General features: G+C 71.0%; 17 protein-coding genes. 6 read left to right on the top strand and 11 right to left on the bottom strand.

All coding sequences use genetic code 11. From position 1 onward, the window contains the following. Positions 1-3 precede the first annotated feature (3 nt). From BUE44_RS02195 to typA, 9 genes are all read right to left on the bottom strand, one after another. Positions 4-996, bottom strand: a complete 993-nt coding sequence (locus tag BUE44_RS02195) for an ABC transporter permease (RefSeq protein ID WP_073492992.1) — start codon at positions 994-996, stop codon at positions 4-6. Next, positions 989-1,912, bottom strand: coding sequence for an ABC transporter permease (locus tag BUE44_RS02190; RefSeq protein WP_073492990.1), 924 nt, complete (start codon positions 1,910-1,912; stop codon positions 989-991). Before BUE44_RS02190 ends, BUE44_RS02195 begins: the two co-directional genes overlap by 8 nt. Positions 1,913-2,003: 91 nt before the next feature. After that, on the bottom strand, positions 2,004-3,656 hold the full coding sequence (locus BUE44_RS02185) for a peptide ABC transporter substrate-binding protein (protein ID WP_073492988.1): 1,653 nt from the start codon (positions 3,654-3,656) through the stop codon (positions 2,004-2,006). A 182-nt stretch (positions 3,657-3,838) separates the two neighbouring features. After that, entirely contained in the window at positions 3,839-4,921 is a 1,083-nt protein-coding gene (locus tag BUE44_RS02180; protein ID WP_107415605.1) for an ABC transporter ATP-binding protein, read from the bottom strand. A 55-nt stretch (positions 4,922-4,976) separates the two neighbouring features. After that, positions 4,977-6,005 carry an ABC transporter ATP-binding protein gene (locus BUE44_RS02175; protein ID WP_073492984.1) on the bottom strand — a complete coding sequence of 343 codons (1,029 nt, stop codon included), beginning with the start codon at positions 6,003-6,005 and terminating at the stop codon, positions 4,977-4,979. A gap of 11 nt (positions 6,006-6,016) precedes the next feature. After that, on the bottom strand, positions 6,017-6,952 hold the full coding sequence (locus BUE44_RS02170; RefSeq protein WP_079189402.1) for an ABC transporter permease: 936 nt from the start codon (positions 6,950-6,952) through the stop codon (positions 6,017-6,019). Next, positions 6,945-7,868 (bottom strand): ABC transporter permease, encoded by a 924-nt coding sequence (locus tag BUE44_RS02165; protein WP_073492982.1) that lies wholly within the window; start codon positions 7,866-7,868, stop codon positions 6,945-6,947. Before BUE44_RS02165 ends, BUE44_RS02170 begins: the two co-directional genes overlap by 8 nt. Positions 7,869-8,018: 150 nt before the next feature. Further along, positions 8,019-9,677: a peptide ABC transporter substrate-binding protein gene (locus BUE44_RS02160; RefSeq protein ID WP_073492980.1), complete on the bottom strand. Its 1,659-nt coding sequence runs from the start codon at positions 9,675-9,677 to the stop codon at positions 8,019-8,021. A gap of 385 nt (positions 9,678-10,062) precedes the next feature. Further along, on the bottom strand, positions 10,063-11,928 hold the full coding sequence (typA, locus tag BUE44_RS02155) for a translational GTPase TypA (protein ID WP_073492978.1): 1,866 nt from the start codon (positions 11,926-11,928) through the stop codon (positions 10,063-10,065). 203 nt (positions 11,929-12,131) lie between these two features. Here typA and BUE44_RS02150 point away from each other — a divergent pair, with 203 nt between their 5' ends. Then, positions 12,132-13,337, top strand: a complete 1,206-nt coding sequence (locus BUE44_RS02150; protein WP_143172457.1) for a hypothetical protein — start codon at positions 12,132-12,134, stop codon at positions 13,335-13,337. 25 nt (positions 13,338-13,362) lie between these two features. Here BUE44_RS02150 and BUE44_RS02145 read toward each other — a convergent pair whose 3' ends face one another. Then, positions 13,363-15,168, bottom strand: coding sequence for an ABC transporter family substrate-binding protein (locus tag BUE44_RS02145; protein ID WP_073492974.1), 1,806 nt, complete (start codon positions 15,166-15,168; stop codon positions 13,363-13,365). 320 nt (positions 15,169-15,488) lie between these two features. Between BUE44_RS02145 and BUE44_RS02140 the strand changes: the two genes are divergently transcribed. From BUE44_RS02140 to BUE44_RS02120, 5 genes are all read left to right on the top strand, one after another. Then, the gene (locus tag BUE44_RS02140; RefSeq protein WP_073492972.1) at positions 15,489-15,776 is read left to right on the top strand and encodes a hypothetical protein; all 288 of its coding nucleotides are present in this window, start codon (positions 15,489-15,491) and stop codon (positions 15,774-15,776) included. 76 nt (positions 15,777-15,852) lie between these two features. After that, positions 15,853-16,677 carry a hypothetical protein gene (locus tag BUE44_RS02135; RefSeq protein WP_073492968.1) on the top strand — a complete coding sequence of 275 codons (825 nt, stop codon included), beginning with the start codon at positions 15,853-15,855 and terminating at the stop codon, positions 16,675-16,677. A gap of 1 nt (position 16,678) precedes the next feature. Beyond that, positions 16,679-18,598, top strand: a complete 1,920-nt coding sequence (locus tag BUE44_RS02130; RefSeq protein ID WP_073492966.1) for a fumarate reductase/succinate dehydrogenase flavoprotein subunit — start codon at positions 16,679-16,681, stop codon at positions 18,596-18,598. Next, positions 18,595-19,362 carry a succinate dehydrogenase/fumarate reductase iron-sulfur subunit gene (locus tag BUE44_RS02125; protein WP_073492964.1) on the top strand — a complete coding sequence of 256 codons (768 nt, stop codon included), beginning with the start codon at positions 18,595-18,597 and terminating at the stop codon, positions 19,360-19,362. The genes BUE44_RS02130 and BUE44_RS02125 overlap by 4 nt, the downstream gene beginning before the upstream one ends. 207 nt (positions 19,363-19,569) lie before the next feature. Next, complete coding sequence (locus BUE44_RS02120) at positions 19,570-21,735, top strand: TPM domain-containing protein (protein WP_073492962.1); 2,166 nt, start codon at positions 19,570-19,572, stop codon at positions 21,733-21,735. Between the two features lie 193 nt (positions 21,736-21,928). On the opposite strand, the gene BUE44_RS02115 is transcribed toward BUE44_RS02120, so the two are convergent. Next, a complete protein-coding gene (locus BUE44_RS02115; RefSeq protein WP_073493421.1) occupies positions 21,929-24,481 on the bottom strand; it encodes a SpoIIE family protein phosphatase in 2,553 nt (850 codons plus the stop codon). Between the last annotated feature and the right edge of the window lie 21 nt (positions 24,482-24,502).

Genomic DNA, 24,502 nt, shown 5'->3' with positions numbered 1-24,502 from the left:
TCCTCAGCGCAGCTTGGGGTCGAGGGCGTCGCGCACCGCGTCGCCGAGCATGATGAACGCCAGGACGGTCAGGCTCAGCGCGCCGGCGGGCCACAGCAGCATGTGCGGGGCGTTGCGGATCTGGTTGGACGCGTCGGAGATATCGATCCCCCAGGAGACGGTGGGCGGTTTGAGGCCGACGCCGAGGTAGGACAGCGTGGCCTCCAGGGCGATGTACGTGCCCAGCGCGATGGTGCCGACGACGATCACCGGGGCGACGGCGTTGGGCGCGATGTGCCGCAGCAGCAGCCGGGAGTTGCCGGCACCCAGCGCCCTGCCCGCCTGGACGTAGTCGTTCTGCCGGGCGGTGATGACCGAGCCGCGGGCGATACGGGCGATCTGCGGCCAGCCGAGCAGCACCATGAAGCCGACCACCGGCCAGACGGTGCTGTTGGTGACCACGGACAGGAAGACCAGGCCGCCCAGCACCACCGGGATGCCGAAGAAGACGTCGCTGATCCGGGACAGGATCGCGTCCCACCAGCCGCCGAAGAAGCCTGCCAGGCCGCCCAGCACGCTGCCGAGCAGCACCACCCCGGCGGTCGCGCACACGCCGACCGTGACCGAGGCGCGGGCCCCGTAGACCACCCGGGTGTAGACGTCGCGGCCCTGCGAGTCGAAGCCGAACGGGTGGCCGGGCTCGGAGCCGGCCTGCGACTTCTGCAGGTTGGCCTGGAGCGGGTCCTGGGTGGCGATGGTGCCCGGCCACAGCGAGATGAAGACCAGGAAGAGGATGATCAGCACCGAGATGATGAAGACGGGGTTGCGCCGCAGGTCGCGCCAGGCGTCGGACCACAGGCTGCGCGGCTTGCCCGCCGGGCCGCCCGGCTCCTGGCCGTGGCCGGGGGCGCGCTCCAGGGTGTCGGCGTCGGAGGCCGCCAGGTCCATGCCGGCGCCGTAGCCGCCGCCGGGGGCGATGGGGCCCTGTTCCGGGTCCAGCGGGTTGTTCTCAGGCATAACGGATCCTCGGGTCCAGGACCGCGTAGAGCAGGTCGACCAGCAGGTTCGCGATCAGGAAGACCAGCACCAGGATGGTGACGAAGCCGACCACGGTCGGCGCGTTGTTGCGCAGGATGCCCTGGTAGAGCTGGTAGCCGACGCCGTGGATGTTGAAGATCCGCTCGGTGACGATGGCACCGCCCATGAGGAAGCCGACGTCGGTGCCGATGAAGGTGACCACCGGGATCAGCGAGTTGCGCAGCAGGTGCCTGACGATGATCCGGCGCCGCGGCAGCCCCTTGGCGACCGCGGTGCGCAGGTAGTCGGCGCGGGTGTTCTCGGCGATCGAGGTGCGGGTCAGCCGGGTGACGTAGGCGAGCGAGACCAGCGCCAGCACCAGTCCCGGCAGGATCAGCTCGTTGAAGGGCGCCTCGGGGGAGACCGAGGGGCTGACCCACCCCCACTGCACGCCGAACAGGTACTGCAGGACGTAACCGGTGACGAAGGTCGGCACCGAGATCACCACCAGGGTGAGCAGCAGCACCCCGGTGTCCACCGGCTTGCCGCGCTTCATGCCGGTCAGCACGCCCAGCGCGATGCCGATGACGATCTCGAAGAGGATCGCCACGATGGTCAGCCTGATGGTGACCGGGAAGGCGCTGCCCATCAGGCTGGTGACGGACTCCCCGTTGAAGGCGGTGCCGAAGTCACCGGTGAAGATGTTCTTCATGTAGATCAGGTACTGCTTCCACAACGGGTCGTTGAGGTGCAGGTCGGCCCGGATCTGCGCGGCGGTGGCCGGGTCGGGCGCGCGGTCGCCGAACAGCGCGGCGACCGGGTCGCCGAGCGCGTAGACCATGAAGAAGATCAGGAACGTGCTGCCGATGAACACCGGGATCATCTGGAGCAGCCGCCGGATCACATAGCGTCCCATACGGAGCCTTCCGGGGAGTTCCGGGGAGTAAGGGGGCCGGGGGCCGCCGGCGCCGGTGCTCCGACCGGTGCGGCGGCTCCCGGCCGCGGTGTCACTTGACCTTGATCTCGTTGTAGACGGGCACGCTGAAGGGGTTCAGCGCGACGTTGGAGAGGTTGGTCGAGTAGCCGGCGCTGCCGTTCTGGTACCACAGCGGGATCGCGGGCATGTCGGTGACCAGCTGCTTCTCCGCCTTCTGGAACGTGCTCACGGAGTCGCTCGCCGAGCCTGCCGCGTTGGCCTGGTTGACCAGCTTGTCGAAGTTGGCGTTGCTGTAGTGCGAGTCGTTCGACGAGGCGCCGGTGTAGTACTGCGGCTGCAGGAAGTCCTGGATCAGCGGGTAGTCCATCTGCCAGCCGGCCCGGAAGGGGTCGTTCATCTGCTTGCTGGTGATGCGGTTGCGGAAGTCGGCGAAGGTGCCGACCGGGGCGCCGACGCAGGCCTTGTTGTTGCCCAGCGCGTTGTTGATGCTGTTGCAGACCGCGTCGATCCACTCCTTGTGCGAGCCGGTGTCCGCGTTGTAGGAGATGGTGATCCTGCCGCCGGGCAGGCCGCCGCCCTCGGCGATCAGCTGCTTGGCCTTGCTCGCGTTGAAGGTGCACTCCTGGCCGCACAGCCCGGCCTTGTAACCGCCGGCGTCACCGAGCACCGGGGAGGTCCAGTCGGTGGCCGGGGTGCGGGTCTGCTGGAAGATCTGGTCGGTGATCTGCTGGCGGTTGATCGCCATCGACAGGCCCTGCCGGACCTTCGCCGAGTTCGCCGAGGACCAGCGCGGGCTGTACAGCGGGAAGGAGATGGTCTGGATGATGCCGGCCGGCTCGTTGATGTAGCGGCTGCCGAGGTCGCTCTTGACGTTCCGCAGCTGGGTGACCGGGATGTCGTCGACCAGGTCGATGTTGCCGGCCTGCAGGTCGGTGTACGCGGTGTTGTTGTCGGTGTAGACCCGCAGCTCGACCCCGCCGTTCTGCGCCGGGTCGGGGCCCTTGTAGCCGTCCCACTTCTTCAGCTCCATCTTGGAGCCCTTGGTGTACGAGGAGATCTCGTACGGTCCGTTGCCGATCGGCTTGGCGAGCCACGCCTGACGGTTGGTGAAGAACGCCTGCGGCAGCGGGTCGAAGGCCGCGTAGCCCAGGGTGTCGGGGAAGAGCGCGAACTTCTGGTTGAGCCTGACCTTGAACTCGGTGTCGGAGACCTTCGTGAGGCCCGACAGCGTGGTCGCGGAGGCCTTCGCGCCCTGGGCGTCGGGGTGCACCTTGTCGTAACCGTCGATGTAGCTGAAGAAGCTGGCGTTGAGCTGGGCGTTCTTCAGCTGGGTGTCGAAGTTCCAGGCGTTGATGAAGGAGTCGGCGTTGACCGGCTCGCCGTTGCTGAAGGTCCAGCCGGTCTTGAGCTTGATGTCGAAGTTCTGCGAGTCGGTGGACGTGATCGACTGGGCGATCATGTTCTCGGCCTTGGCGGTCTTCGGGTTGTAGATCTTCAGCCCGCGGAAGACCATGTCGAGCACCTTGCCGCCCTGCACCTCGTTGGTGTTGGCCGGCTCCAGCGGGTTCTGCGGGTCGCCCCAGGAGGCCCGTACGATGCCGCCGCCGCTGCCGCCCGTCGAGCTGCCGCTTCCGCCGCTGTCACCGCTGCTGCCGCAGGCGGCGGCCGTCAGGGCGACGACGGTCACGCCGACGGCCCACTTCACGCGCGTGGCTCCGCGCATCGCGTGCCTCCTCATGGGTCACAAATGACACTTCGTTACCCATGACACAGCAATTGCGGCAAAGCCGCACTTCTCATCCTGCGTGTCGCGTACCCAATGCGTTGGCCAGAGCGCGACCCGACGTCAGAAGGGGCGCCCCGGCGGGGGCGCCCCTTCTGCGGTGCTGTTGCGGACGGGCCCGGTCAGGCGGCGCCCACCACGTCCTTCTCCTCGGCGAAGTGGCACGCGGACTCGTGCTTCGCCGGGGTGTCGACGTTCGCGAACCGGGTCGGGATCGCCAGCAGCGGCTCCTCCAGCGCGCACCGGTCCTCCGCCTTCCAGCAGCGGGTGCGGAAGCGGCACCCGGACGGCGGGTTCGCCGGCGAGGGCACGTCACCCGACAGGATGATCCGCTCCCGGTGCTCGCGCGCCTCGGGGTCGGGCACCGGCACCGCGGACAGCAGCGCCTGGGTGTACGGGTGGGTGGGGTGCTCGTAGATCTCGGCGTCCGAGCCGATCTCCGCGATCTTGCCCAGGTACATCACGCCGACGCGGTCCGAGATGTGCCGCACGATCGACAGGTCGTGCGCGATGAAGATGTAGGACAGGTTGAACTCGTCCTGCAGCTTCTCCATCAGGTTGATGACCTGCGCCTGCACCGACACGTCCAGCGCCGAGACGGGCTCGTCGCAGATGATGATCTCCGGGTTGAGCGCGAGGCCGCGGGCGATGCCGATGCGCTGGCGCTGGCCGCCGGAGAACTGGTGCGGGTAGCGGTTGATGTACTCGGGGTTCAGGCCGACGACGTCGAGCAGTTCCTCGACCCGCTTGCGGCGGTCGCCCTTGGGCGCCACCTCCGGGTGGATGTCGAACGGCTCACCGATGATGTCGCCGACCGTCATCCGCGGGTTGAGCGAGGTGTAGGGGTCCTGGAACACCATCTGGATGTTGCGCCGCACCGCCTTGAGCGCGCGGCCCGACAGCTTGGTGATGTCCTGGCCCTTGTAGAAGACCTCGCCCGCGGTGACCTGCTCCAGGTTCATCAGCAGCTTGGCGACGGTGGACTTGCCGCAGCCGGACTCGCCCACGATGCCCAGCGTCTCGCCGGCGTACAGGTCGAACGAGACGCCGTCGACGGCCTTGACCGCGCCGATCTGCCGCTTGACGATGATGCCCTGGGTCAGCGGGAAGTGCTTGACCAGGTTGCGCACCTGGAGGATCGGCTCCCGGTCCGCGAGCTGGGCGGCGGCAGCCTCGGCCACCAGCGCGGTCGCCGCATCGGGCACGGCGGCCTCGGCCGCGGTCGCCGCCGCGTCCTCGGGGTCCTTGGGGAGGGTGGTGTCACTCACCGAGGGTCTCCTTCCAGAAGTGGCAGGCGCTGCCGCGCGCCGTGCCGACCGGGTGCAGCGGAGGCACGTCGGTACGGCAGATGTCCTGCGCCATCGGGCAGCGCGGGTTGAAGGCGCAGCCCGACGGGATACGCGTCAGGTTCGGCGGCAGGCCCTTGATCGCGTACAGCTCCTGGCCCTTCTGGTCCAGCCGCGGGATCGACTGGAGCAGGCCCTTGGTGTACGGGTGCGCGGGCTTGGCGTAGATGTCGTGGACGGGGGCGTCCTCGACGATCCGGCCCGCGTACATCACCGCGATCTTGTCGGCGACGTCGGCGACCACGCCGAGGTCGTGGGTGATCAGGATCAGGCCCATGTTGTACTCGCGCTGCAGCTCCGCGAGCAGTTCCATGACCTGCGCCTGGACCGTCACGTCGAGAGCCGTGGTGGGCTCGTCGGCGATGATCAGGTCGGGCTCCAGGGCCAGCGCCATGGCGATCATGATGCGCTGGCGCATACCGCCGGAGAACTGGTGCGGGTAGTCGCCCACCCGCTCCCTGGCGGCGGGGATGCGCACCCGGTCCATCAGCTCGATGGCCTTGGCCTTGGCGTCCTTGCGGGACAGGCCCTGGTGCACCCGGTACATCTCGCCGAGCTGGTAGCCCACGCTGAGCACCGGGTTGAGGGAGGACAGCGCGTCCTGGAAGATCATCGCGATCTTCCGGCCGCGGATCTTCCGCCGCTCCTCGCCGGACATCTTGAGCATGTCGCGGCCCTGGAAGAAGATCTCGCCCTTGGGGATACGGGCCGGCGGCATGTCGAGGATGCCCATGACCGCCTGTGCGGAGACCGACTTGCCGGAGCCGGACTCGCCGAGCACGGCGAGGGTCTCGCCGGCGCTCACCGAGTAGTTGACACCGTTCACGGCCTTGGCGACGCCGTCCCGGGTGTGGAACTCCACGTGCAGGTCGCGTACTTCGAGCAGCGGCGCCAGGCTCGCGTCAGGCGTGGGAACGTCCGATATATCGTCGATGACAGTCAACGTACGCCCTCCTAGCGCAGCTTGGGGTCGAGGGCGTCGCGGACCGCGTCGCCGAGCAGGATGAAGGCCAGCACCGTCACGCTGAGCGCACCCGCGGGCCACAGCAGCATGTGCGGCGCGTTGCGGATCTGCTCGGACGCCGAGGAGATGTCGATACCCCACGAGACGGCCGGCGGCTTGAGGCCCACGCCGAGGAAGGACAGTGTCGCTTCCAGCGAAATGAAGGTGCCGAGCGCGATGGTGGACCATACGATGACCGGAGCCAGCGCGTTCGGGGCGATGTGCCGCAGCAGGACCCTGCCGTGGCCGGCGCCGAGCGCCTTGGCGGCCAGCACGTAGTCCTGCTCCTTCGCGGTGATCACCGCGCCGCGGGCGATACGGGCCAGCTGCGGCCAGCCCAGCAGGATGATGAAGGTCGACACGGTGGTCACCGAGCCGCCCTTGACCGCGGACAGGAAGACGACGCCGCCGAGCAGGATCGGGATGCCGAAGAAGATGTCGCTGATGCGGGAGAGGATCGCGTCGAGCCAGCCGCCGAAGTAGCCGGACAGGCCGCCGAGCACCGCGCCGAGCACGGCCACGCCGACCGTCGAGAAGATGCCGACCTCGACCGAGGCGCGGGCACCGTAGACGGTACGGGTGTAGACGTCACAGCCCTGCTGGTCGTAGCCGAACCAGTGGCCCGAGCTGGGCCCGTTCAGCGAGTTGATCAGCTGGCACTGCAGCGGGTCGCCGGTGGCGATCAGCCCCGGCCAGATCGCGATGACGATCAGGAAGAGGATGACCAGCGCCGATATGTAGAAGACCGGCTTGCGTCGCAGGTCGTACCAGGCGTCGTTCCACAGGCTGCGCGGCTTGTCGCGCTTGTCCACGTCGGCGATCAGCGCGGGGCCGCTGGTGGCGGCGGCGGCGCTGTCGAGGATCACGGAGTCGGTGTTCTCAGGCATACCGGATCCTCGGGTCCAGGACCGCGTAGAGCAGGTCGACGAGCAGGTTGGCGCCGAGGAAGATGATCACCAGCACCGTCACGAAGCCGACCACGGTCGGCGGGTTGTTGTGCACGATGCCCTGGTAGATCTGGTAACCGACACCGTGGATGTTAAAGATCCGCTCGGTCACCAGCGCACCGGCCATCAGGTTCCCGATGTCGGTGCCCAGGAAGGTCACCACGGGTATCAGCGAGTTGCGCAGCATGTGGTTGGTGATCACCCGGCGCCGCGGCAGGCCCTTGGCCACCGCGGTGCGCAGGTAGTCGGCCCGGGAGTTCTCCGCTACCGAGGTGCGGGTCAGCCGGGCGACGTACGCGAGGGAGACTCCCGCGAGCACCAGGCCGGGAATGAACAGGTCCTTGAAGGGCGCGCCCTCGCCGACCGAGGGATGGACCACACCCCACTTGACGCCCAGGAGGTACTGCAGCACGAAGCCGGTGACGAAGGTCGGGATCGAGACCACCAGGAGCGTCATCGCCAGCACGCCGGTGTCGAAGAACCGGCCGCGCCGCAGCCCGGCGAAAAGGCCGAGCGCGATGCCGACGACGGCCTCGATGACGAACGCCATGATGGTCAGCCGCAGCGTGACGGGGAATGCGGTGCCGAGCAGCTCGGTGACGGGCTGGCCGTTGGAGGCCTTTCCGAAGTCACCCTTGAAGATGTGCTGCATGTAGATCAGGTACTGCTGCCACAACGGGTCGTTGAGGTGCAGATCGTGTCTGATCTGGGCCGCGGTTGCGGGGTCCGGCGTACGGTCTCCGAACATGGCGGCAACGGGATCACCGAGCCCGTAGACCATGACGAAGATCAACAATGTGGTTCCGATGAAGACCGGAACCATCTGGAGCAGTCGCCTGATGACGTAGCGCCCCATCTGCCCTCCAGGGATCGGGGCAGACGTCGGCCGGGGCTTGTGGCCCCGGCCGACATCCACACCGCGAGCGGTTGTTTGTCAGTTCCCCCGCAGGCGCGCCCGACGTCTCCCCTGAGGGGCGCGCCTACTGCAGGTGGTGCTGGTGCAGGGTCAGTTGACCGTGATGTCGGTGAAGACGGGAACGCTGAAGGCGTTCTCGGTCACGTTCGACACCTTGGACGACCAGCCGGCCTCACCGTTCTGGTACCACAGCGGCACGACCGGCATGTCCTTGATGACCTGGGACTCGGCCTGCTGGTACAGCGTGATCGCCTTGGAGGTGTCCGGCTCCGCGTTGGCCTGGTTGATCAGGTTGTCGACGGTCTTGTTGGTGTACTTCGAGTCGTTGGAGCTGCCGCCGGTGGCGTACAGCGGCGACAGGAAGTCGTCGATCAGCGGGTAGTCCATCTGCCAGCCGGAGCGGAACGGCTGCTTCATCTGGCCCTTGGTGATCTGGTTGCGGAAGTCCGCGAAGGTGCCGGTCGGGGCGCCGACGCAGGCCTTGTTGTCACCCAGGACCTGGTTGATGCTGTTGCAGACCGCGTCGACCCAGTCCTTGTGCGGCGAGTCGGCGTTGTAGCCGAGCGTCATGTGACCGCCGGGCAGGCCGCCGCCGTCCTGGATCAGCTGCTTCGCCTTGACCGGGTCGTACTTGACCGCGTCGCCGGCGAGGGTGGCGCTGTAGCCGCCGGCCGCGCCCAGCACCGGGGAGGTGAGGTCGGTGGCCGGGGTGCGGGTGCCCTGGAAGATCTTGTCGGTGATCGTCTTGCGGTCGATCGCCATCGAGATGCCCTGGCGCACCTTCTCCATGCCCGGCTTGCTCCACGCCGGGTCGTACATCGGGAAGGAGAAGGTCTGGATGATGCCGGCCGGCTGGTTCAGGTAACGGCCGTTGAGGTCGCTCTTGACGTGCGGCAGGTCGGCCGGCGGAACGGTGTCCAGGACGTCCAGCTGACCGGACTGCAGGTCGGCGTACGCGGTGTCGTCGCTGGTGTAGACCTTGAGCAGCACGCCCTTGTTCTTCGGCTTGCTCGGGCCCGTGTAGTTCGGGTTCGGGACCAGCTTCATGCTGGTGCCCTTGGTGTACGACGCGATCATGTACGGGCCGTCGCCGATCGGCTTGGCCAGGTACGCCGCGTGGTTGTCGAAGAACTCCTTGGGCAGCGGCGCGAAGGCCTTGTAGCCCAGGCGGTCCGGCCACGTGGAGAACTTCTGGGCCAGCTTGACCGTGAAGGTGTGGTCGTCCACGACCTTCAGACCGGACATGGTCTTCGAGGTCGGCTTGGCGCCCGGGTCGTCCGACGGGTGGACGGCCTTGTAGCCGTCGATGTCGGCGAAGAAGTAGGCGTTCAGCTGCTTGTTGGTAACCAGGGCACCGTAGTTCCAGGCGTCCACGAAGGAGCTGGAGGTGACCGGGGTGCCGTCCGAGAACTTCAGGTCCGGCTTGATCTTGATGGTGAAGTTCTGCTGGTCGGTCGTGGTGATCGAGTCAGCGGCCTCAAGGTTGGCCTTACCTGTCTTCGGGTCGTACTCCTTGAGGTTCATGAAGATCATGTCAAGGACCTTGCCGCCCTGCACCTCATTGGTGTTGGCGGGCTCGAGCGGGTTCTGGGGGTCCCCCCACCACGCTCGGACGATCCCGTCGCTCGATCCACTGCTGGCCTTGGCCTTGTCCTTGCTGCCCGAGTCGTCGCTCGAACTGCAGGCGGTCGCTGCGAGGGCGATCACGGCCGCACCTACGACCCACTTGGCGCTCTTGGCACCGCGCATGGGTTTGCCTCCTCAGGAGTCACTGTCGATACGTGAAAGGAAGGCCGGACGCTCACTGACACCCCTGACAGCGACTACGGCCTTCCTGTGCTCGTGAGTCGGCGCTCCCCATCAGCGCGTGACCCATTGACCCGAGCTTCAACTTCGTCCCACTATCGGGCACGTTTGAAGTCGGATCGACACAGGGACGGTCTCGCTTTGGTCACATCGACAGCGATCTTGTTCCAGAATCCGGACATTATGGAACGTAGACAGACACCGGCGAAATGGGCAGTGTGACCTATCTAACGGAGGTTGGTGTCCGAAAAGCGGACACCGAAAGGCCACGCGAAAGGGGCCCAGGCAGGCCTGGACCCCTCACCGTTCAGTTGGCGGTCAGCGAGCGTCAGCGCTTGGCGCGGGACGCGGCACGGCCCCGCTCCTTCTGGTCGAGGACCACCTTACGGATCCTGACCGTCTCCGGGGTGACTTCGATGCATTCATCGTCCCTGCAGAATTCCAAGGACTGTTCAAGGGAGAGCTTGCGCGGCGGCACCACGTTCTCGGTGTTGTCCGCGGACGCGGCGCGCATGTTGGTGAGCTTCTTCTCCTTGGTGATGTTCACGTCCATGTCGTCGGAACGCGAGTTCTCACCGATGATCATGCCCTCGTAGACCTCGGTGGTCGGCTCGACGAAGATCACGCCGCGCTCCTGGAGGTTGATCATCGCGAACGGCGTGACGACGCCGGAGCGGTCGGCGACGAGCGAGCCGTTGTTGCGGGTGCGCAGCTCGCCGAACCACGGCTCGTGGCCCTCGAAGAGGGAGTGCGCGATGCCGGTGCCGCGCGTCTGGGTCAGGAACTCGGTGCGGAAGCCGATCAGACCGCGGGACGGCACGATCCACTCCATCCGGATCCAGCCGGACCCGTGGTTGGTCATCGTCTCCATCCGGGCCTTGCGTGCCGCCATCAGCTGCGTGATGGCGCCCAGGTGCTCCTCGGGGGAGTCGATCGTCAGCCGCTCGATCGGCTCGTGGAGCTTGCCGTTGATCTCCTTGGTGACCACCTCGGGCTTGCCGACGGTCAGCTCGAAGCCCTCCCGGCGCATCGTCTCCACCAGGATGGCCAGCGCCAGCTCACCGCGGCCCTGCACCTCCCAGGTGTCGGGGCGCTCGGTCGGCAGCACCCGCAGGCTGACGTTGCCGATCAGCTCCCGGTCGAGGCGGTCCTTGACCTGGCGGGCGGTGACCTTGTGGCCCTTGCCGCCCTTGCCGACCAGCGGCGAGGTGTTCGTACCGATGGTCATCGAGATGGCCGGCTCGTCCACCGTGATCAGCGGCAGCGCGATCGGGTTCTCCGGGTCGGCCAGCGTCTCGCCGATCATGATCTCCGGGATGCCGGCGACCGCGCAGATGTCGCCCGGGCCCGCGCTCTCCGCGGGCTTGCGGGTCAGCGCCTCGGTCATCATCAGCTCGGTGATGCGGACGCTGGAGACGCTGCCGTCGCGCTTGATCCAGGCGACGGTCTGCCCCTTCTTCAGGTGGCCCTGCTCGACCCGCAGCAGCGCGATACGGCCGAGGAAGTTGTCCGCGTCCAGGTTGGTGACGTGCGCCTGGAGCGGGGCCTCCTCGTCGTAGGTCGGCGCCGGGACGGTGGACAGGATGGTGGAGAAGAACGGCTCCAGGCTGTCGCTGTCGGCCGGCACCGTGCCGTTGTCCGGCTTGGTCAGCGACGCGACACCGTCACGGGCGCAGGCGTAGACGATCGGGAACTCGATCTGGTCCTCGTCCGCGTCCAGGTCGAGGAAGAGGTCGTAGGTCTCGTTGACCACCTCGTCGATCCGCGAGTCGGGGCGGTCGGTCTTGTTGATGCACAGGATCACCGGCAGCCGGGCCGTGAGCGCCTTGCGCAGGACGAAGCGGGTCTGCGGCAGCGGGCCCTCGGAGGCGTCCACCAGCAGCACCACCGCGTCCACCATGGACAGGCCGCGCTCGACCTCACCGCCGAAGTCGGCGTGGCCGGGGGTGTCGATGATGTTGATGGTGACCGGGTCCCCGCCGTCCTTCGGGTGGTACTTCACGGCGGTGTTCTTCGCGAGAATGGTGATGCCCTTCTCGCGCTCCAGGTCGTTGGAGTCCATCATCCGGTCGTCCAGATGCTGGTGCGCGGCGAAGGCCCCGGCCTGCTTGAGCATGGCGTCGACGAGGGTCGTCTTGCCGTGGTCGACATGGGCGACAATGGCGACGTTACGAATATCGTGGCGCGTGGACATGCGGCGGCGCTTCTCCCGGAATCGTGGATGGCGTCGCGTTCCTCTTCGACGCGCTCGCCCGTGCCGGGCAGAAGTCACGCCGCGGCCGTTCCCCATGGTACGTGCCAGCACCCCCGGCCGCGCCCGAGCGAAGCGGCCGGGGGCCCCGCGGGGCCCCGCGGACCCCGGCGACGGCGGGGCCGGGGGGGTGGGACGATCTCTGCGTGTCCACGTCACCGGCCCTCCCGCAGGGCGAAACAGTGCCGCCGCTACCGGACGGCGTAGCCCGCGATCCCGCCGACTCCCCCGGCACGGCGCACACCGCCGGGCGGCGGGCGCTGCCGAACCTGCTGGTGGTCATGGCCACCGCGGCCCTCGGACTACTCAGCGCGGCCGGCGCGCTGCCCTTCACCGCCGCGGACCTCATGCGCTTCGCGCTCGGCATGGTCGTCGGCCTGAACATCTTCTTCCTGGGCTACCGGCTGCTCGGCCGGTTCTCCGGCCTCGCGGAGGTCTGGACGTCGATCGGCGTCGGCCGCCGGCTCGGCGGCACCGTGCGCCGCGGGCGGCTGCTCACCTTCCGGCTGCTGCCGCTGATCGTCGTCAACACCTGCCAGGTCGTCGTCGACCGGCCGGGGCTGCGCCGCCGCATGTGGTGGGGCACCGCGCTGACGCTGCTCGCCGAGGCGCTGTCCGGCGCCGCGCTGATCGCCGCCGGCGGGTCCGCCGCGGCGATCGGCTGGGGCGTCGCCGCGCTGACCGTGATGCTGGTGACGGTCCAGCCGGGCCGGGTCACCTCACCGGCCTGGCGGCTGCTGCGGCTGCCCTTCGGGCGGGAGGACCAGCGGCTGGCCGAATGGGTGCACGACCCGGCGAGCCTGGCCGCGGCCAGGGCGGCGACCGCCGGCCGGATCGACCTGGCGAGGGCCGCGCTCGACGCGGCCGAGCCGTCGGGCTCGGCGCGGCGGCAGGCGATGACCGCCGTCGTCGCCCTCGCGGAGGGCCGCTGCGATGACGCCGCCCGGACGGCTGCCGCCCTGCGGGAGCGGTCGGTGTCGCCGGAGCTGCGCAGGGGGGCGCTCCAGCTGTACGCCTCCGCGCTCGCCGACGGGATCGCGGCGGGGCACTGGAGTCGGGCCGACGCGCTGCCCGCGTTCTCCGCGGCGCTGGCCGCCCTGCGGGCGGAGTCGCCGGCCGCCGCCCTGCGCGGCACCGACCTGGCCGCGATGGAGGCGCTCTTCGGCGCCCGGCCGCGGGAGGCGGAGAAGCTGGCGTCGCTGGCGGTGGCCATGGCCCCGGACAACCTGAGCAGGGCCAGGGCCCTGCTCACCCTGGCCGCGGCCCACACCGTCGCCGGCCGCCCGGCCCTCGCCGGCCCGCTGCGTGCCGAGGCCGCCGCCCTGTCCCCGTCATTGCGCACCGTGCGCTGAGTCGCAGGGGGCGGCCCGGGGGGCGTTACTTGCGGAAGCCCATGTCCTCGTAGCGCGGGGTCTGGAAGCCGAAGGCCCCGGCGTTGGCGACGGTCGTCCGCAGGGCGACCACGGCCGGGCGCTGGTAGAGGGGGATCGAGCCGGCCGCGGCCCAGATGCGGGAGTCGGCCTGGGCGGTCAGGTCGCGGGCCGCGGAGGCGTTCAGCTCGCTGCCCGCGCGGTCGAGCAGCTGGTCGATCTGGTCGGTGCCGACCCGGGTGTAGTTCTGCGCGACGGTCAGCGAGCCGTCGGGGGCCGGCACGGGCTTGGCGTAGATAGGGGTCTCGTCCGTGGCGGGGTAGGCGCTGCCCGGCCAGGAGTAGAGCGCCAGGTCGAAGTCGCCGGCGGCGATGTGGTCCTGGAAGTAGCTCGCGCCGTCGACCTTGGTGATCTCGGTGCGGACGCCGATCGCGGACAGCATCCTGGCGATCCGCCCGCCGACGTCGTTCAGCGTCGGGGAGTCCGCGGGGAGCACGAACCGCAGGCTGAGCTGCTTGCCGCTCTTGGTGACCGCCCTGCTGGGCTCGACCACGGTCAGCGCGCCCGAGGCCGCGCTGCGGCCGGGTCCCGCCGCCTGGTCGCCGGCCTTGGCGGTGGACTGCTTCCAGCCCGCGTCGGCGAGCAGCGCCTGCGCCTGCTGGAGGCTGGCGGCGCCCAGCGCGGAGCTGTGGTCGGCGTAGCCGTCCTGCGAGGGCAGCACCAGGTGGTTGCCGAGGGGGACGGCGGGCAGGCCGAGCGGCTTGAGCACGGCGGTCGCGATGGCCTTGCGGTCGATCGCGCGGGCCACCGCGTGCCGTACCCGCTCGTCGGCCAGCGGCCCGGCGCTGCCGTTCAGCGCGAGCTGCGCGTAGGCGGCGTCCGGTGCCTTGCGCACCGCCAGGCCCCTGGTCCTCTTGACCGCTGCCAGCGCGCCCGGGTCGATGCCGGCCAGGTCGAGGGTGCCGGCGGCCAGCGCGGAGGTCCGCTTGGCCCGCGGCACCGCGGTCAGCACCAGCTGGTCGAGCTTGGCGGGCTGCCCCCACCAGGAGGGGTTGCGGACCAGGGTGACCGTGCCCGCCCTGGTGTCGACGCCCTTGACCGCGAAGGGCCCCGCGACGACGGGCAGCGCGGTGCGGGCGCCGTCGTTGAAGGCGTCGGGGCTGCCGGTGACGGACTTGGGGTAGAGCGGGCTGAACAGCGAGCGCCAGTCGGCGTAGGGCGTGCTGAAGGTGACCTCGACGTGCTGGGCGTCGGCGCCCTGCGCGACCGAGGCGATCCGGTCGTAGCCGGCGTTGCGCGAGGTCCAGAAGGCGGAGTTCCGGCCGCTGAGCGCGTTCCACTGGGCGGCGAAGTCGGCGGCGCCGACCGCCCGGCCGTCGCTCCATCTGGCCTTCGGGTTCAGCTGGTAGGTGACGACCTGGCGGGGCTCGCGGCCGGTGACGTCGGCCTTCTTCAGGTAGTCGGTGTCGGCGTGCGGCTTGCCGTGGGCGTCGAGGCGGAACATCGCCGGCAGGGTCGCGCCGGCGACGGTGGCGGTGTCGGCGTCCGCGTCGGCCTGGAAGGCGTTGAGGGTGCGCGGCACGTCGTCGGTGGCCCAGCGCAGGGTGCCGCCGTCGCGTACGCCCGCCCTGGCGACGGTGGCCACGTCGGTGCCCGCGGTGCCGGCGGCGTGGGTGCCGCCGCCGCCCGACGAGCAGGCGGTGAGGGTCAGCGTGGCGCCCGCGGTGAGCGCCGCGGTGAGCGCCAGGGCGGTACGCACCGCGCGCGCCCGCGGCGCCGGGGTGACAGCGGTCGGGTCCGCACTGCGGTTCATGTCGCTCCTCCGCGGCCCAGGCGGCCGGCCGGAGGCTCGGCGTACGCCGGGGACATACTTCATCTGGTCGGATGGGCCGTTTTACAGGTGTTCCGGTTAATCGCACCCTCACTCCAGACGACGCCACCGGCGGCGCGGCCCCGACCCGCCGACGCGCCCGGCGCACTCCACCCGTCCGGCCCACAGCCCTGCCGCGCCCGGCCGCGGCAGCGGTATTCCGTGCAGCCGTCTTCACAAGGCGCGGTGTGACGCGCGACACTCGCATCCGCAGCACCGCCCCGTACTGCATTCATCACGGCGGCAGATGGTGAGGACTTCACGTGTCCCTGCACGACGACCTGACGTCGGTCCAGCGCCGGCTCGACGACCTGATGCGCTGCGTGGCGCGGCTGGACGAGCACAGCGGCGACACCCTCGACATGCGCCGGGTGCGCAGCGCCGCGGCCCACCTGCGGGAGAGCCTCGCGCTGCTGCAGGACTCGGCGCCGGCCGCCGCGGGGACGCGGCAGGTCGAGATGGTCACCATCCCGGACGCGCCCTACGACCGCGGGCTGTGGGCGGACGCCGAGGACGAGGGGCTCGGCTCGCCGCACCGGCACGCGCCGTAGCCGCGCGCCCGTCGTACGCAGCGGCGTGCGACGGCCCGGTCGCGCGCCCCCGGTCCTTTCCCGTACGGAGTCCTCCTTGGCCACCGGAACCACCCCCACCACCCCCGCCGCCCGCGGTGTACTCGCACCCGGGCGGGCCGCGATCTCCGCCCCGCACCTGCGGACCGACCGGTGGTGGCTCTCACCGCTGGTCACCGCGACAGCCCTGACGATCTTCATCATCTACGCCACCTGGCGGGCCTTCGCGAACGGCGACTACTACTCGGCGCCCTACGTGTCGCCGCTGTACTCGCCCTGCCTGGCCTCGAACTGCACCGACATGAACGGCGGCGCCGACTGGCACCTGTTCGGCGCCTGGTGGGGCCTGTCCCCCGCGCTGCTGGTGCTGGTCTTCCCGCTGGGCTTCCGGCTGACCTGCTACTACTACCGCAAGGCCTACTACCGCGGCTTCTGGGCCTCGCCGCCGGCCTGCGCGGTCGCCGAGCCGCACGCGAAGTACACCGGCGAGACCCGGCTGCCGCTGATCCTGCAGAACGTCCACCGGTACTTCTTCTACCTGGCCCTCCCGGTGGCCGGCATCCTGACCTACGACGTGGTGCTCGCCTTCCGCGACGAGCACGGCGCCTGGGGCCACGCGGGGCTCGGCACCCTGGTCATGCTGGTGAACATCGCGCTGATCTGGGCGTACACCCTGTCCTGCCACTCCTGCCGGCACATCATCGGCGGCAAGCTCCGGCACTTCTCCGCCCACCCGGTGCGCTACCGGCTGTGGGGCTGGGTCGGCGCGCTCAACGGCCGCCACATGCTGCTCGCCTGGTCCTCGCTGATCAGCGTCGGGGTCGCCGACCTCTATGTGTACCTGGTGGCCAGCGGCGTATTCGACGATCCGAGGTTCTTCTGAGATGACACAAGTCGAACGGCACGCGTACGACGTGGTCGTGGTCGGCGCGGGCGGCGCGGGGCTGCGGGCCGCGATCGAGGCGCGGGAGCGGGGCATGCGCACCGCCGTGATCTGCAAGTCCCTCTTCGGCAAGGCCCACACGGTGATGGCCGAGGGAGGCATCGCGGCCAGCATGGGCAACGTCAACTCCCACGACAACTGGCAGGTGCACTTCCGCGACACCATGCGCGGCGGGAAGTTCCTCAACCAGTGGCGGATGGCCGAGCTGCACGCCAAGGAGGCCCCCGACCGGGTGTGGGAGCTGGAGACCTGGGGCGCCCTGTTCGACCGCACCGCGGACGGCCGGATCTCGCAGCGCAACTTCGGCGGCCACGAATACCCGCGGCTCGCGCACGTCGGCGACCGCACCGGCCTGGAGCTGATCCGCACCCTCCAGCAGAAGATCGTCTCGCTCCAGCAGGAGGACTTCGCCGAGACCGGCGACTACGAGGCCAAGCTGAAGGTCTTCCAGGAGTGCACCGTCACCCGGGTGCTGAAGGACGACGGCAAGGTCGCCGGGGTCTTCGGGTACGTCCGCGAGTCGGGCCGGCTGTTCGTGATCGACGCGCCCGCGGTGGTGCTGGCCACCGGCGGCATCGGCAAGTCCTTCAAGGTCACGTCGAACTCGTGGGAGTACACCGGCGACGGGCACGCGCTGGCGCTGCTGGCCGGGGCGCCGCTGATCAACATGGAGTTCATCCAGTTCCACCCCACCGGCATGGTCTGGCCGCCGTCGGTCAAGGGCATCCTGGTCACCGAGTCGGTGCGCGGCGACGGCGGGGTACTGCGCAACAGCGACGGCGAGCGGTTCATGTTCGGCTACGTCCCCGACGTCTTCAAGGAGAAGTACGCGCAGAGCGAGGAGGAGGCCGACGGCTGGTACACCGACCCGGACAACCACCGCCGCCCGCCCGAGCTGCTGCCCCGCGACGAGGTGGCCCGCGCGATCAACTCCGAGGTCAAGGCCGGCCGCGGCACCCCGCACGGCGGGGTCTACCTGGACGTCTCGACCCGGTTGCCCGCCGAGGAGATCAAGCGCCGGCTGCCGTCGATGCACCACCAGTTCAAGGAGCTGGCCGACGTCGACATCACCGCCGAGGCGATGGAGGTCGGCCCGACCTGCCATTACATGATGGGCGGCGTCGACGTGGAGCCGGACACCGCGGCGGCCCGCGGGGTGCCGGGGCTCTTCGCGGCCGGCGAGGTGGCCGGCGGCATGCACGGCTCCAACCGGCTCGGCGGCAACTCCCTTTCCGACCTGCTGGTCTTCGGCCGCAGGGCGGGGCTCTTCGCGGCCGAGTACGCCGCCGGGCTCGGCGAGCGGCGGCCCGCGGCGCCCGAGGCGCAGATCGACGAGGCCGCGGCGGAGGCGCTGCGGCCCTTCGGGGCGGCCGCGGACGGCGACGAGCCGGCGGAGAACCCGTACACCCTGCACCAGGAGCTGCAGCAGGTGATGAACGACCTGGTCGGCATCATCAGGCGCGGTCCGGAGATGGAGCAGGCGCTGGAGCGGCTCGACGCGCTGCGCGCCAGGTCGCGGCGGGCGGGGGTGGAGGGTCACCGGCAGTTCAACCCGGGCTGGCACCTGGCCATCGACCTGCGGAACATGCTGCTGGTCAGCGAGTGCGTGGCCCGGGCGGCGCTGGAGCGTACCGAGAGCCGCGGCGGCCACACCCGCGACGACCACCCGGGGATGGACCGCGGCTGGCGCAAGGTCAACCTGGTGTGCGAGCTGGCGGGCGAGGACCCGGGCGGCGAGGGGGAGCAGGCGCGGGTGGGGCTGCGGCAGCGCCCGATGGACCCGATCCGGGCCGATCTGCTGGCCCTCTTCGAGCGGGAAGAGCTGCTGAAATACCTGACGGACGAGGAGCTTGACCGGTGACCCACACAGCGCACTTCAAGGTCTGGCGGGGCGACACCGACGGCGGTGACCTGCGGGACTACGAGGTCGAGGTGAACGACGGCGAGGTCGTCCTCGACATCATCCACCGGTTGCAGGCCACCCAGGCCGCCGACCTCGCGGTCCGCTGGAACTGCAAGGCCGGCAAGTGCGGGTCGTGCAGCGCCGAGGTCAACGGGCGGCCGCGGCTGATGTGCATGACCCGCATGTCGGTCTTCGCGCCGGACGAGACGGTCACCGTCACCCCGCTGCGGGCCTTCCCGGTGATCCGCGACCTGGTCACGGACGTGTCCTTCAACTACGACAAGGCCCGGCAGGTCCCGGCCTTCGTCCCGCCGAAGGGCGTGCCGGCCGGCGAGTACCGCATGCAGCAGGTCGATGTGGAGCGCTCGCAGGAGTTCCGCAAGTGCATCGAGTGCTTCCTGTGCCAGGACACCTGCCATGTGGTCCGCGACCACGAGGAGAACAAGGCGGCCTTCGCCGGGCCGCGCTTCCTGATGCGGATCGCCGAGCTGGACATGCACCCGCTGGACGCCGCCGCCGACCAGGGCCTGGTAAGGGCCGCGTCCGCGCAGGAGGACCACGGGCTCGGCTACTGCAACATCACCAAGTGCTGCAGCGAGGTGTGCCCCGAGCACATCAAGATCACCGACAACGCGCTGATCCCGCTGAAGGAGCGGGCCATCGACCGCAAGTACGACCCGCTGGTGTGGCTGGGCAGCAAGATCAGGCGCCGCCAGGGGTAGGCCGGACCGTACGGCGGTACGCCCCGGGGGCCGCCACCCCCGGGGCGTACCGCCGTACCCGCCGGCCCCCGCGCTCCTCGCCGTACGAACCGGGCGCCGCGCCGTACGACCCGGCGCCGCGTATAAGTCGCGTACCGCACATCGCACACATAGCCTCCGATAACAGCCACGCGGTGGAGACGTGGCGCGGGCGAAGGGCGCGGGCGCATGAGGCGGCGAGTCCCACGGTGGTGCGCGGCGCTGGGCGCGCTCGGGCTCGCGCTGCTGCTCCCGCACCCGGGCCAGGCCAGCGCCGACGACCCGATCGCCCTGTCGCGCACCGGCCGGATCACCGACAGGGTCGACGCGCTCCAGGGCCGCACCTCCCAGGTCGCCACCGCCCTCGACCGGCTCCACGACACCCGCCACCTGCAGCTCTTCGTCGTGTACGTCAACGGCTTCTCCGGCCGCGGCCCGCAGGACTGGGCCAATGCCACGGCGACCAGGAACGGGCTCGGCCGGCAGGACATCCTGCTGGCCGTCGACACCCACGACCGGCGGTACGCGGTCTCCGCCGACCAGGACTCCGGCCTGACCCAGGCCCAGCTCGACCAGGTCGGCTCCACCGCCGTCGAACCCGCGCTGCGGCAGAACGACTGGGCCGGCGCGGCCGTCGGCGCCGCCAACGGCTACGACGCGGTCCTCGCCGGCCGCGCGGTCACCGCGCCCGCCATCACCCCGGGCACCGCGGACCCCGGCGGCGAACCCGCTGCCAGGAACGGCGCCGCCGACCTGTGGATCCCGGTCGTCGTGGTGGCCGCGGCCGGCCTGCTCGTCGTCTACGCGATCCGGCGCCGCCGCGGCGCCGCCACGGGCCGCCCCTCGGAAGGCGCCGGCACCGGACCGGCGCCTGGCGGGCGCGGCCGCCGCTACGCCCCGAAGCCGACACCGCTGCCCGAACTGGACGCGCAGGCCGGGCAGCTGCTGGTGGCCACCGACGACGCGGTGCGCACCAGCCGGGAGGACGTCGGCTTCGCGGCCGCCCAGTCGGGCGAGGCGGCGGCGCAGCCCTTCACCGAGGCGGTCGACTACGCCGAGGGCGAGCTGGCCGCGGCCTTCCGGCTGCGGCAGAAGCTGGACGACGCCGTCCCCGACGACGACGTGACCAGGCGGCAGCTGCTGGACGAGATCCTCTCCCGCTGCACCCAGGCCAACCGGCGGCTCGACGCGGAGTCCGAGGCATTCGACCGGCTGCGCGCGATGGAGGCCAACGCCCCGCAGCTCCTGGAGCAGGCCGAGGCCAGGGCCGCCGCCCTGCCGGGCCGGATCGCCGCGGCCGAGGCGGCGCTCAGGCCGCTGGCCGCGGCCTACGCCGACCCGGCCGTCGAGGCGGTCGCCGGGTACCCCGCCGAGGCCCGCGACCGGCTGGACTTCGCCCGCGCGGGCCTGGACCAGGCCCGCGCCGCGATCGGCACCGACCACGGCCGCGCCGCCGTCTTCGTCCGCGCGGCCGAGGGCGCCCTGGACCAGGCCACCACGCTGGCCGACTCGGTCACCCGCCGCGCCGACGAGTTGCACGCCGCCGAGACGGCGCTGCGCGCGGCCCTCACACAGACCGACGCGGACCTGGCGGAGGCCCGGGGGCTGCTGGGCGCGGACGGTACGGGCGGCGACGCGGTTCACGGCGGCGGGGGTTACGCCGGCGACGGGGGTCACGGCGGCGACCACGCCGACCTGCGCGGCCGGATCGCGCGGGCCGAGGCGGTGGTCGCCGCCGTGCGGGCGGAGCCGGCCAGCGGGCGGTCCGACCCGCTCGCGGGGCTGCGGCGGGTGGCGGAGGCGGGGGCGGCCCTGCACGAGGTGCTCGCCGGGGCGCGCGGGCAGGAGGCCGGCGGGCGGCGGGCCCGCGTACTGCTCGACCAGGCGCTGCTGGGGGCCCGCAGCGGGGCCGCGGCGGCCCGTGACGTGATCACCACCCACCGGGGCGCGATCGGCAGCCAGGCCCGTACCCGGCTGGCCGAGGCCGAACGCCGCCTCCGGCAGGCCGAGGACGCCGCCCCCGCCGACGCCTCGGCGGCCCTGGCCGACGCCCAGGACGCCGACCGGCTGGCCCGGGACGCCCAACGGCTGGCCCACGAGGACATCGGCTCCTTCGGGGCGGCCTCCTACGGCGGTCGCCGGGGCGGTCCCGGCATGGGCGGGATGGGCGGCGCGATGCTCGGCGGCATCATCCTCGGCGAGCTGTTCGGCAACGGACGCGGGGACAAGCGGAGTTACGGCAGCCTGGGCGGCACCCGCGGCCTGAAAGGCGACGGCGGCTTCGGCGGCGCGGGCCCCGGCAGCTTCGGCGGGACCCAGACCCGCGGCCGCATGGGGGGCGGCGGGCGCTTCTAGGGCCTGTCCGGATCTTCTACCGCGAGCGCGCGCGTTGCCGGGAGCCTTAGGCGAGGCTCCGGGGCAGAACGGGGCGCGCGACCCCGAAGCGGCCGCGGGCAGGCGACGCACGCCAAGGGGCAGTCCCCTCAAGGGCAGGGGACCGGCCACCCGTAGACGCCCCGTCAAGGGCGGGGAACCCGGCGGCTGTTGGTCAGAACATGCTGAGCAGCTCGTCCACCGTCGGGGTCGCGACGTGGGACTGCCGCCCGGGCAGGGCGAGTTCGAACCACACCGTCTTGCCGCGGTGCGTGCGCCTGCTGCCCCAGCTCTCGCTGAGCATCGTGACCAGTTGCAGCCCGCGGCCGCCCTCGTCGGTGTCGCGGGCACGGCGGCGGCGCGGCTGGACCAGGGCACTGTCCCACACCTCGCACACCAGCGTGCGGTCCAGCAGCAGGCGCAGCCTGATGTCGCCGTAGCCGTGCCGCAGCGCGTTGGTGACCAGCTCGCTGACCAGCAGTTCGGTGGTGTCGACCAGGTCGCCGAGGTCCCAGGCGAGCAGCTGCTCGCGGGCCAGCTCGCGGGCCCTTGCCACCGATGTGGGCTGCGGCTTGAGCGTCCAGTCGCCGACCTGGTCGGCGGGCAGGCCCTGGATACGGGCCATCAGCAGCGCGATGTCGTCCTCGCCGTGCGCGGTGTCCAGGGTGGCGAGCACGTGGTCGCAGATGTCCTCCAGCGGCCGCTCGGGCCCGTCCAGCGACAGCCGGAAGGCGTCGAGGCCCTCGTCCAGCGGCAGGCTGCGCGACTCGACCAGGCCGTCGGTGTAGAGCGCGAGCAGCGCCCCCTCGGGCAGCTCGACCTCGCTCTCCTCGAACGGCTCGCCGCCGACGCCCAGCGGGACTCCCCTGGGCAGTTCGAGCAGCAGCGGCGACTCGCCCGGCTCCACGACGACCGGCGGCAGATGGCCCGCGTTGGCGATGGCGCAGCGGCGGGTGACGGCGTCGTAGACGACGTAGACGCAGGTGGCCAGGTAGACCTCGGTGAGGTCGGACTCCTGCTCCTTCGCCCTACGGGTGCGGCCGGGGGTGGGGGCGCCCAGGCCCCGTACGACCTCGTCCAGGGCGCTGAGCACCTCGCCGGGCTCCAGGTCGAGCATCGCCAGCGTCCGCACGGCGGTGCGCAGTTCGCCCATCGCGACGGCGGCGCGCAGGCCGCGGCCCATGACGTCGCCGACGACCAGGGCGGTGCGGTGTCCGGGCAGTTCGATGACGTCGAACCAGTCGCCGCCGACCTCGGTCTCCATGCTGCCCGGCAGATAGCGGCAGGCGATGTCGAGGCCCGCGGCCTCCGGGTCGTCGGGCGGCAGCAGGCTGCGCTGGAGGATCAGCGCGCGTTCGTGCTCGCGGCGGTAGAGGCGGGCGTTGTCGATGAAGATGGCGGCCCGCGCGGCCAGTTCCTCGGCCAGCATGCGGTCGCGTTCGGTGAAGGGCTCGCTGCCCTTGGCGCGGGAGAACTGCACCAGGCCGAGGACCGTGTCGCGGGCGACCATCGGCACCACGAGGGTGGACTGCACCAGGGCGCCGCCCAGGTCCTGCCCGCCGTCGCCGTCGAGCACCTGCGGCTGCGCGGTGCGCAGCGCGCGGGCGCTGGCCGAGCTGAAGCGGTAGCGGTGGACCGAGCCGACGGAGACCGGGCCTTCGTCGGCCGACACGTCGTCGTCGTCGCCGGCCATCGCGACGGGCGCGTCGGACACGGAGCTGGCGAAGGCGACCCTGCGCAGCTCGCCGCTGCCGTCGGTGGCGCCGGCCAGCTCCTCGGCGCCGGACAGCAGCGCCTGGTAGAGGTCGACGGAGGCCAGGTCGCAAAAGTGCGGGACGGCCACGTCGAGCAGTTCGCGCGCGGTGGTCTCCAGGTCGAGCGAGGTGCCGATGCGCGCGCCCGCCTCGTTGAGCAGCGCCAGGTTGCGCCGGGCGTGCGCGGCCTCGCGCTCGGCGCGCTGGCGCCCGGTGACGTCCATCGCCAGGCCCGCGACGCCGATCGGGCGGCCCGAGGAGCTGTGCAGCCGGTAGAGGGAGATCGACCAGCGGCGCCTGGACGGGTCGCCGGGCACGGTGCCGACCAGGGGCATGTCGAGGACCGCCTCGCCGGTCTCCAGCACCTGGCGCAGGGCGGCGGTCAGCCGATCGGCCTCGACCCGGGACAGGAAGTCCTGCGGGCCGCGCCCGCGGTGCTCGTCGGCCGGGCGGCCGAAGACGGTGGCGAAGCGGTCGTTGACCCGGATCAGCCGCAGCTCGTTGTCGAACAGCACGAAGCCCATCGGCGACTGCCCGAAGACCGCCTGCGAGGCGGCCAGATCGGTCTCGATCTGCCGCAGCGTGGCCACGTCGACGGCGATGCACAGGGCGCCGCGGTCGGCCGGCATGACGTACACCTCGGCCAGGCCCTCGGCGCCCGACGCGTCGTTGTACGGGACGAGTCCGGTCCACTCGCGGCCGTTGAGGATGTCGGTGAGCCGCTCGTGGCCGCGGTCCTGCACATGCGGGGGCGCGAACGCGGCGATGGGGTCGCGGCCGACGGCGTCGGCGGCGGGGACCCCGAAGAATTCGGCGGCCCGTTCACTCCACTGCTCGATACGTCCGTCGGGGCCGAGCGAGAACGAGGCGACTCGTATGTAGTCGTAGATGGAGCCGGGCGGACTGGACTGCCAGACCGCGGTCTGTGCCGCCGCGTCCGGATCGTCTCCTGGCGGAACCGCCCCTGCTGGCATGTCGCTCACTCGCCCGACCCC

Origin of the sequence: Actinacidiphila paucisporea (genome assembly GCF_900142575.1) — a bacterium.
In the GTDB taxonomy this organism is placed as follows: domain Bacteria; phylum Actinomycetota; class Actinomycetes; order Streptomycetales; family Streptomycetaceae; genus Actinacidiphila; species Actinacidiphila paucisporea.
This window is presented reverse-complemented; position numbering and strand designations above follow the sequence as displayed.

Excerpts from the sequence above, each read along its gene's own strand:
- BUE44_RS02195 (WP_073492992.1), bottom strand. The coding sequence starts at position 996 with ATGCCTGAGAACAACCCGCTGGACCCGGAACAGGGCCCCATCGCCCCC.
- BUE44_RS02190 (WP_073492990.1), bottom strand. The coding sequence starts at position 1,912 with ATGGGACGCTATGTGATCCGGCGGCTGCTCCAGATGATCCCGGTGTTC.
- BUE44_RS02185 (WP_073492988.1), bottom strand. The coding sequence starts at position 3,656 with ATGCGCGGAGCCACGCGCGTGAAGTGGGCCGTCGGCGTGACCGTCGTC.
- BUE44_RS02170 (WP_079189402.1), bottom strand. The coding sequence starts at position 6,952 with ATGCCTGAGAACACCGACTCCGTGATCCTCGACAGCGCCGCCGCCGCC.
- BUE44_RS02165 (WP_073492982.1), bottom strand. The coding sequence starts at position 7,868 with ATGGGGCGCTACGTCATCAGGCGACTGCTCCAGATGGTTCCGGTCTTC.
- BUE44_RS02160 (WP_073492980.1), bottom strand. The coding sequence starts at position 9,677 with ATGCGCGGTGCCAAGAGCGCCAAGTGGGTCGTAGGTGCGGCCGTGATC.
- typA (WP_073492978.1), bottom strand. The coding sequence starts at position 11,928 with ATGTCCACGCGCCACGATATTCGTAACGTCGCCATTGTCGCCCATGTC.
- BUE44_RS02145 (WP_073492974.1), bottom strand. The coding sequence starts at position 15,168 with ATGAACCGCAGTGCGGACCCGACCGCTGTCACCCCGGCGCCGCGGGCG.
- BUE44_RS02130 (WP_073492966.1), top strand. The coding sequence starts at position 16,679 with ATGACACAAGTCGAACGGCACGCGTACGACGTGGTCGTGGTCGGCGCG.
- BUE44_RS02120 (WP_073492962.1), top strand. The coding sequence starts at position 19,570 with ATGAGGCGGCGAGTCCCACGGTGGTGCGCGGCGCTGGGCGCGCTCGGG.
- BUE44_RS02115 (WP_073493421.1), bottom strand. The coding sequence starts at position 24,481 with ATGCCAGCAGGGGCGGTTCCGCCAGGAGACGATCCGGACGCGGCGGCA.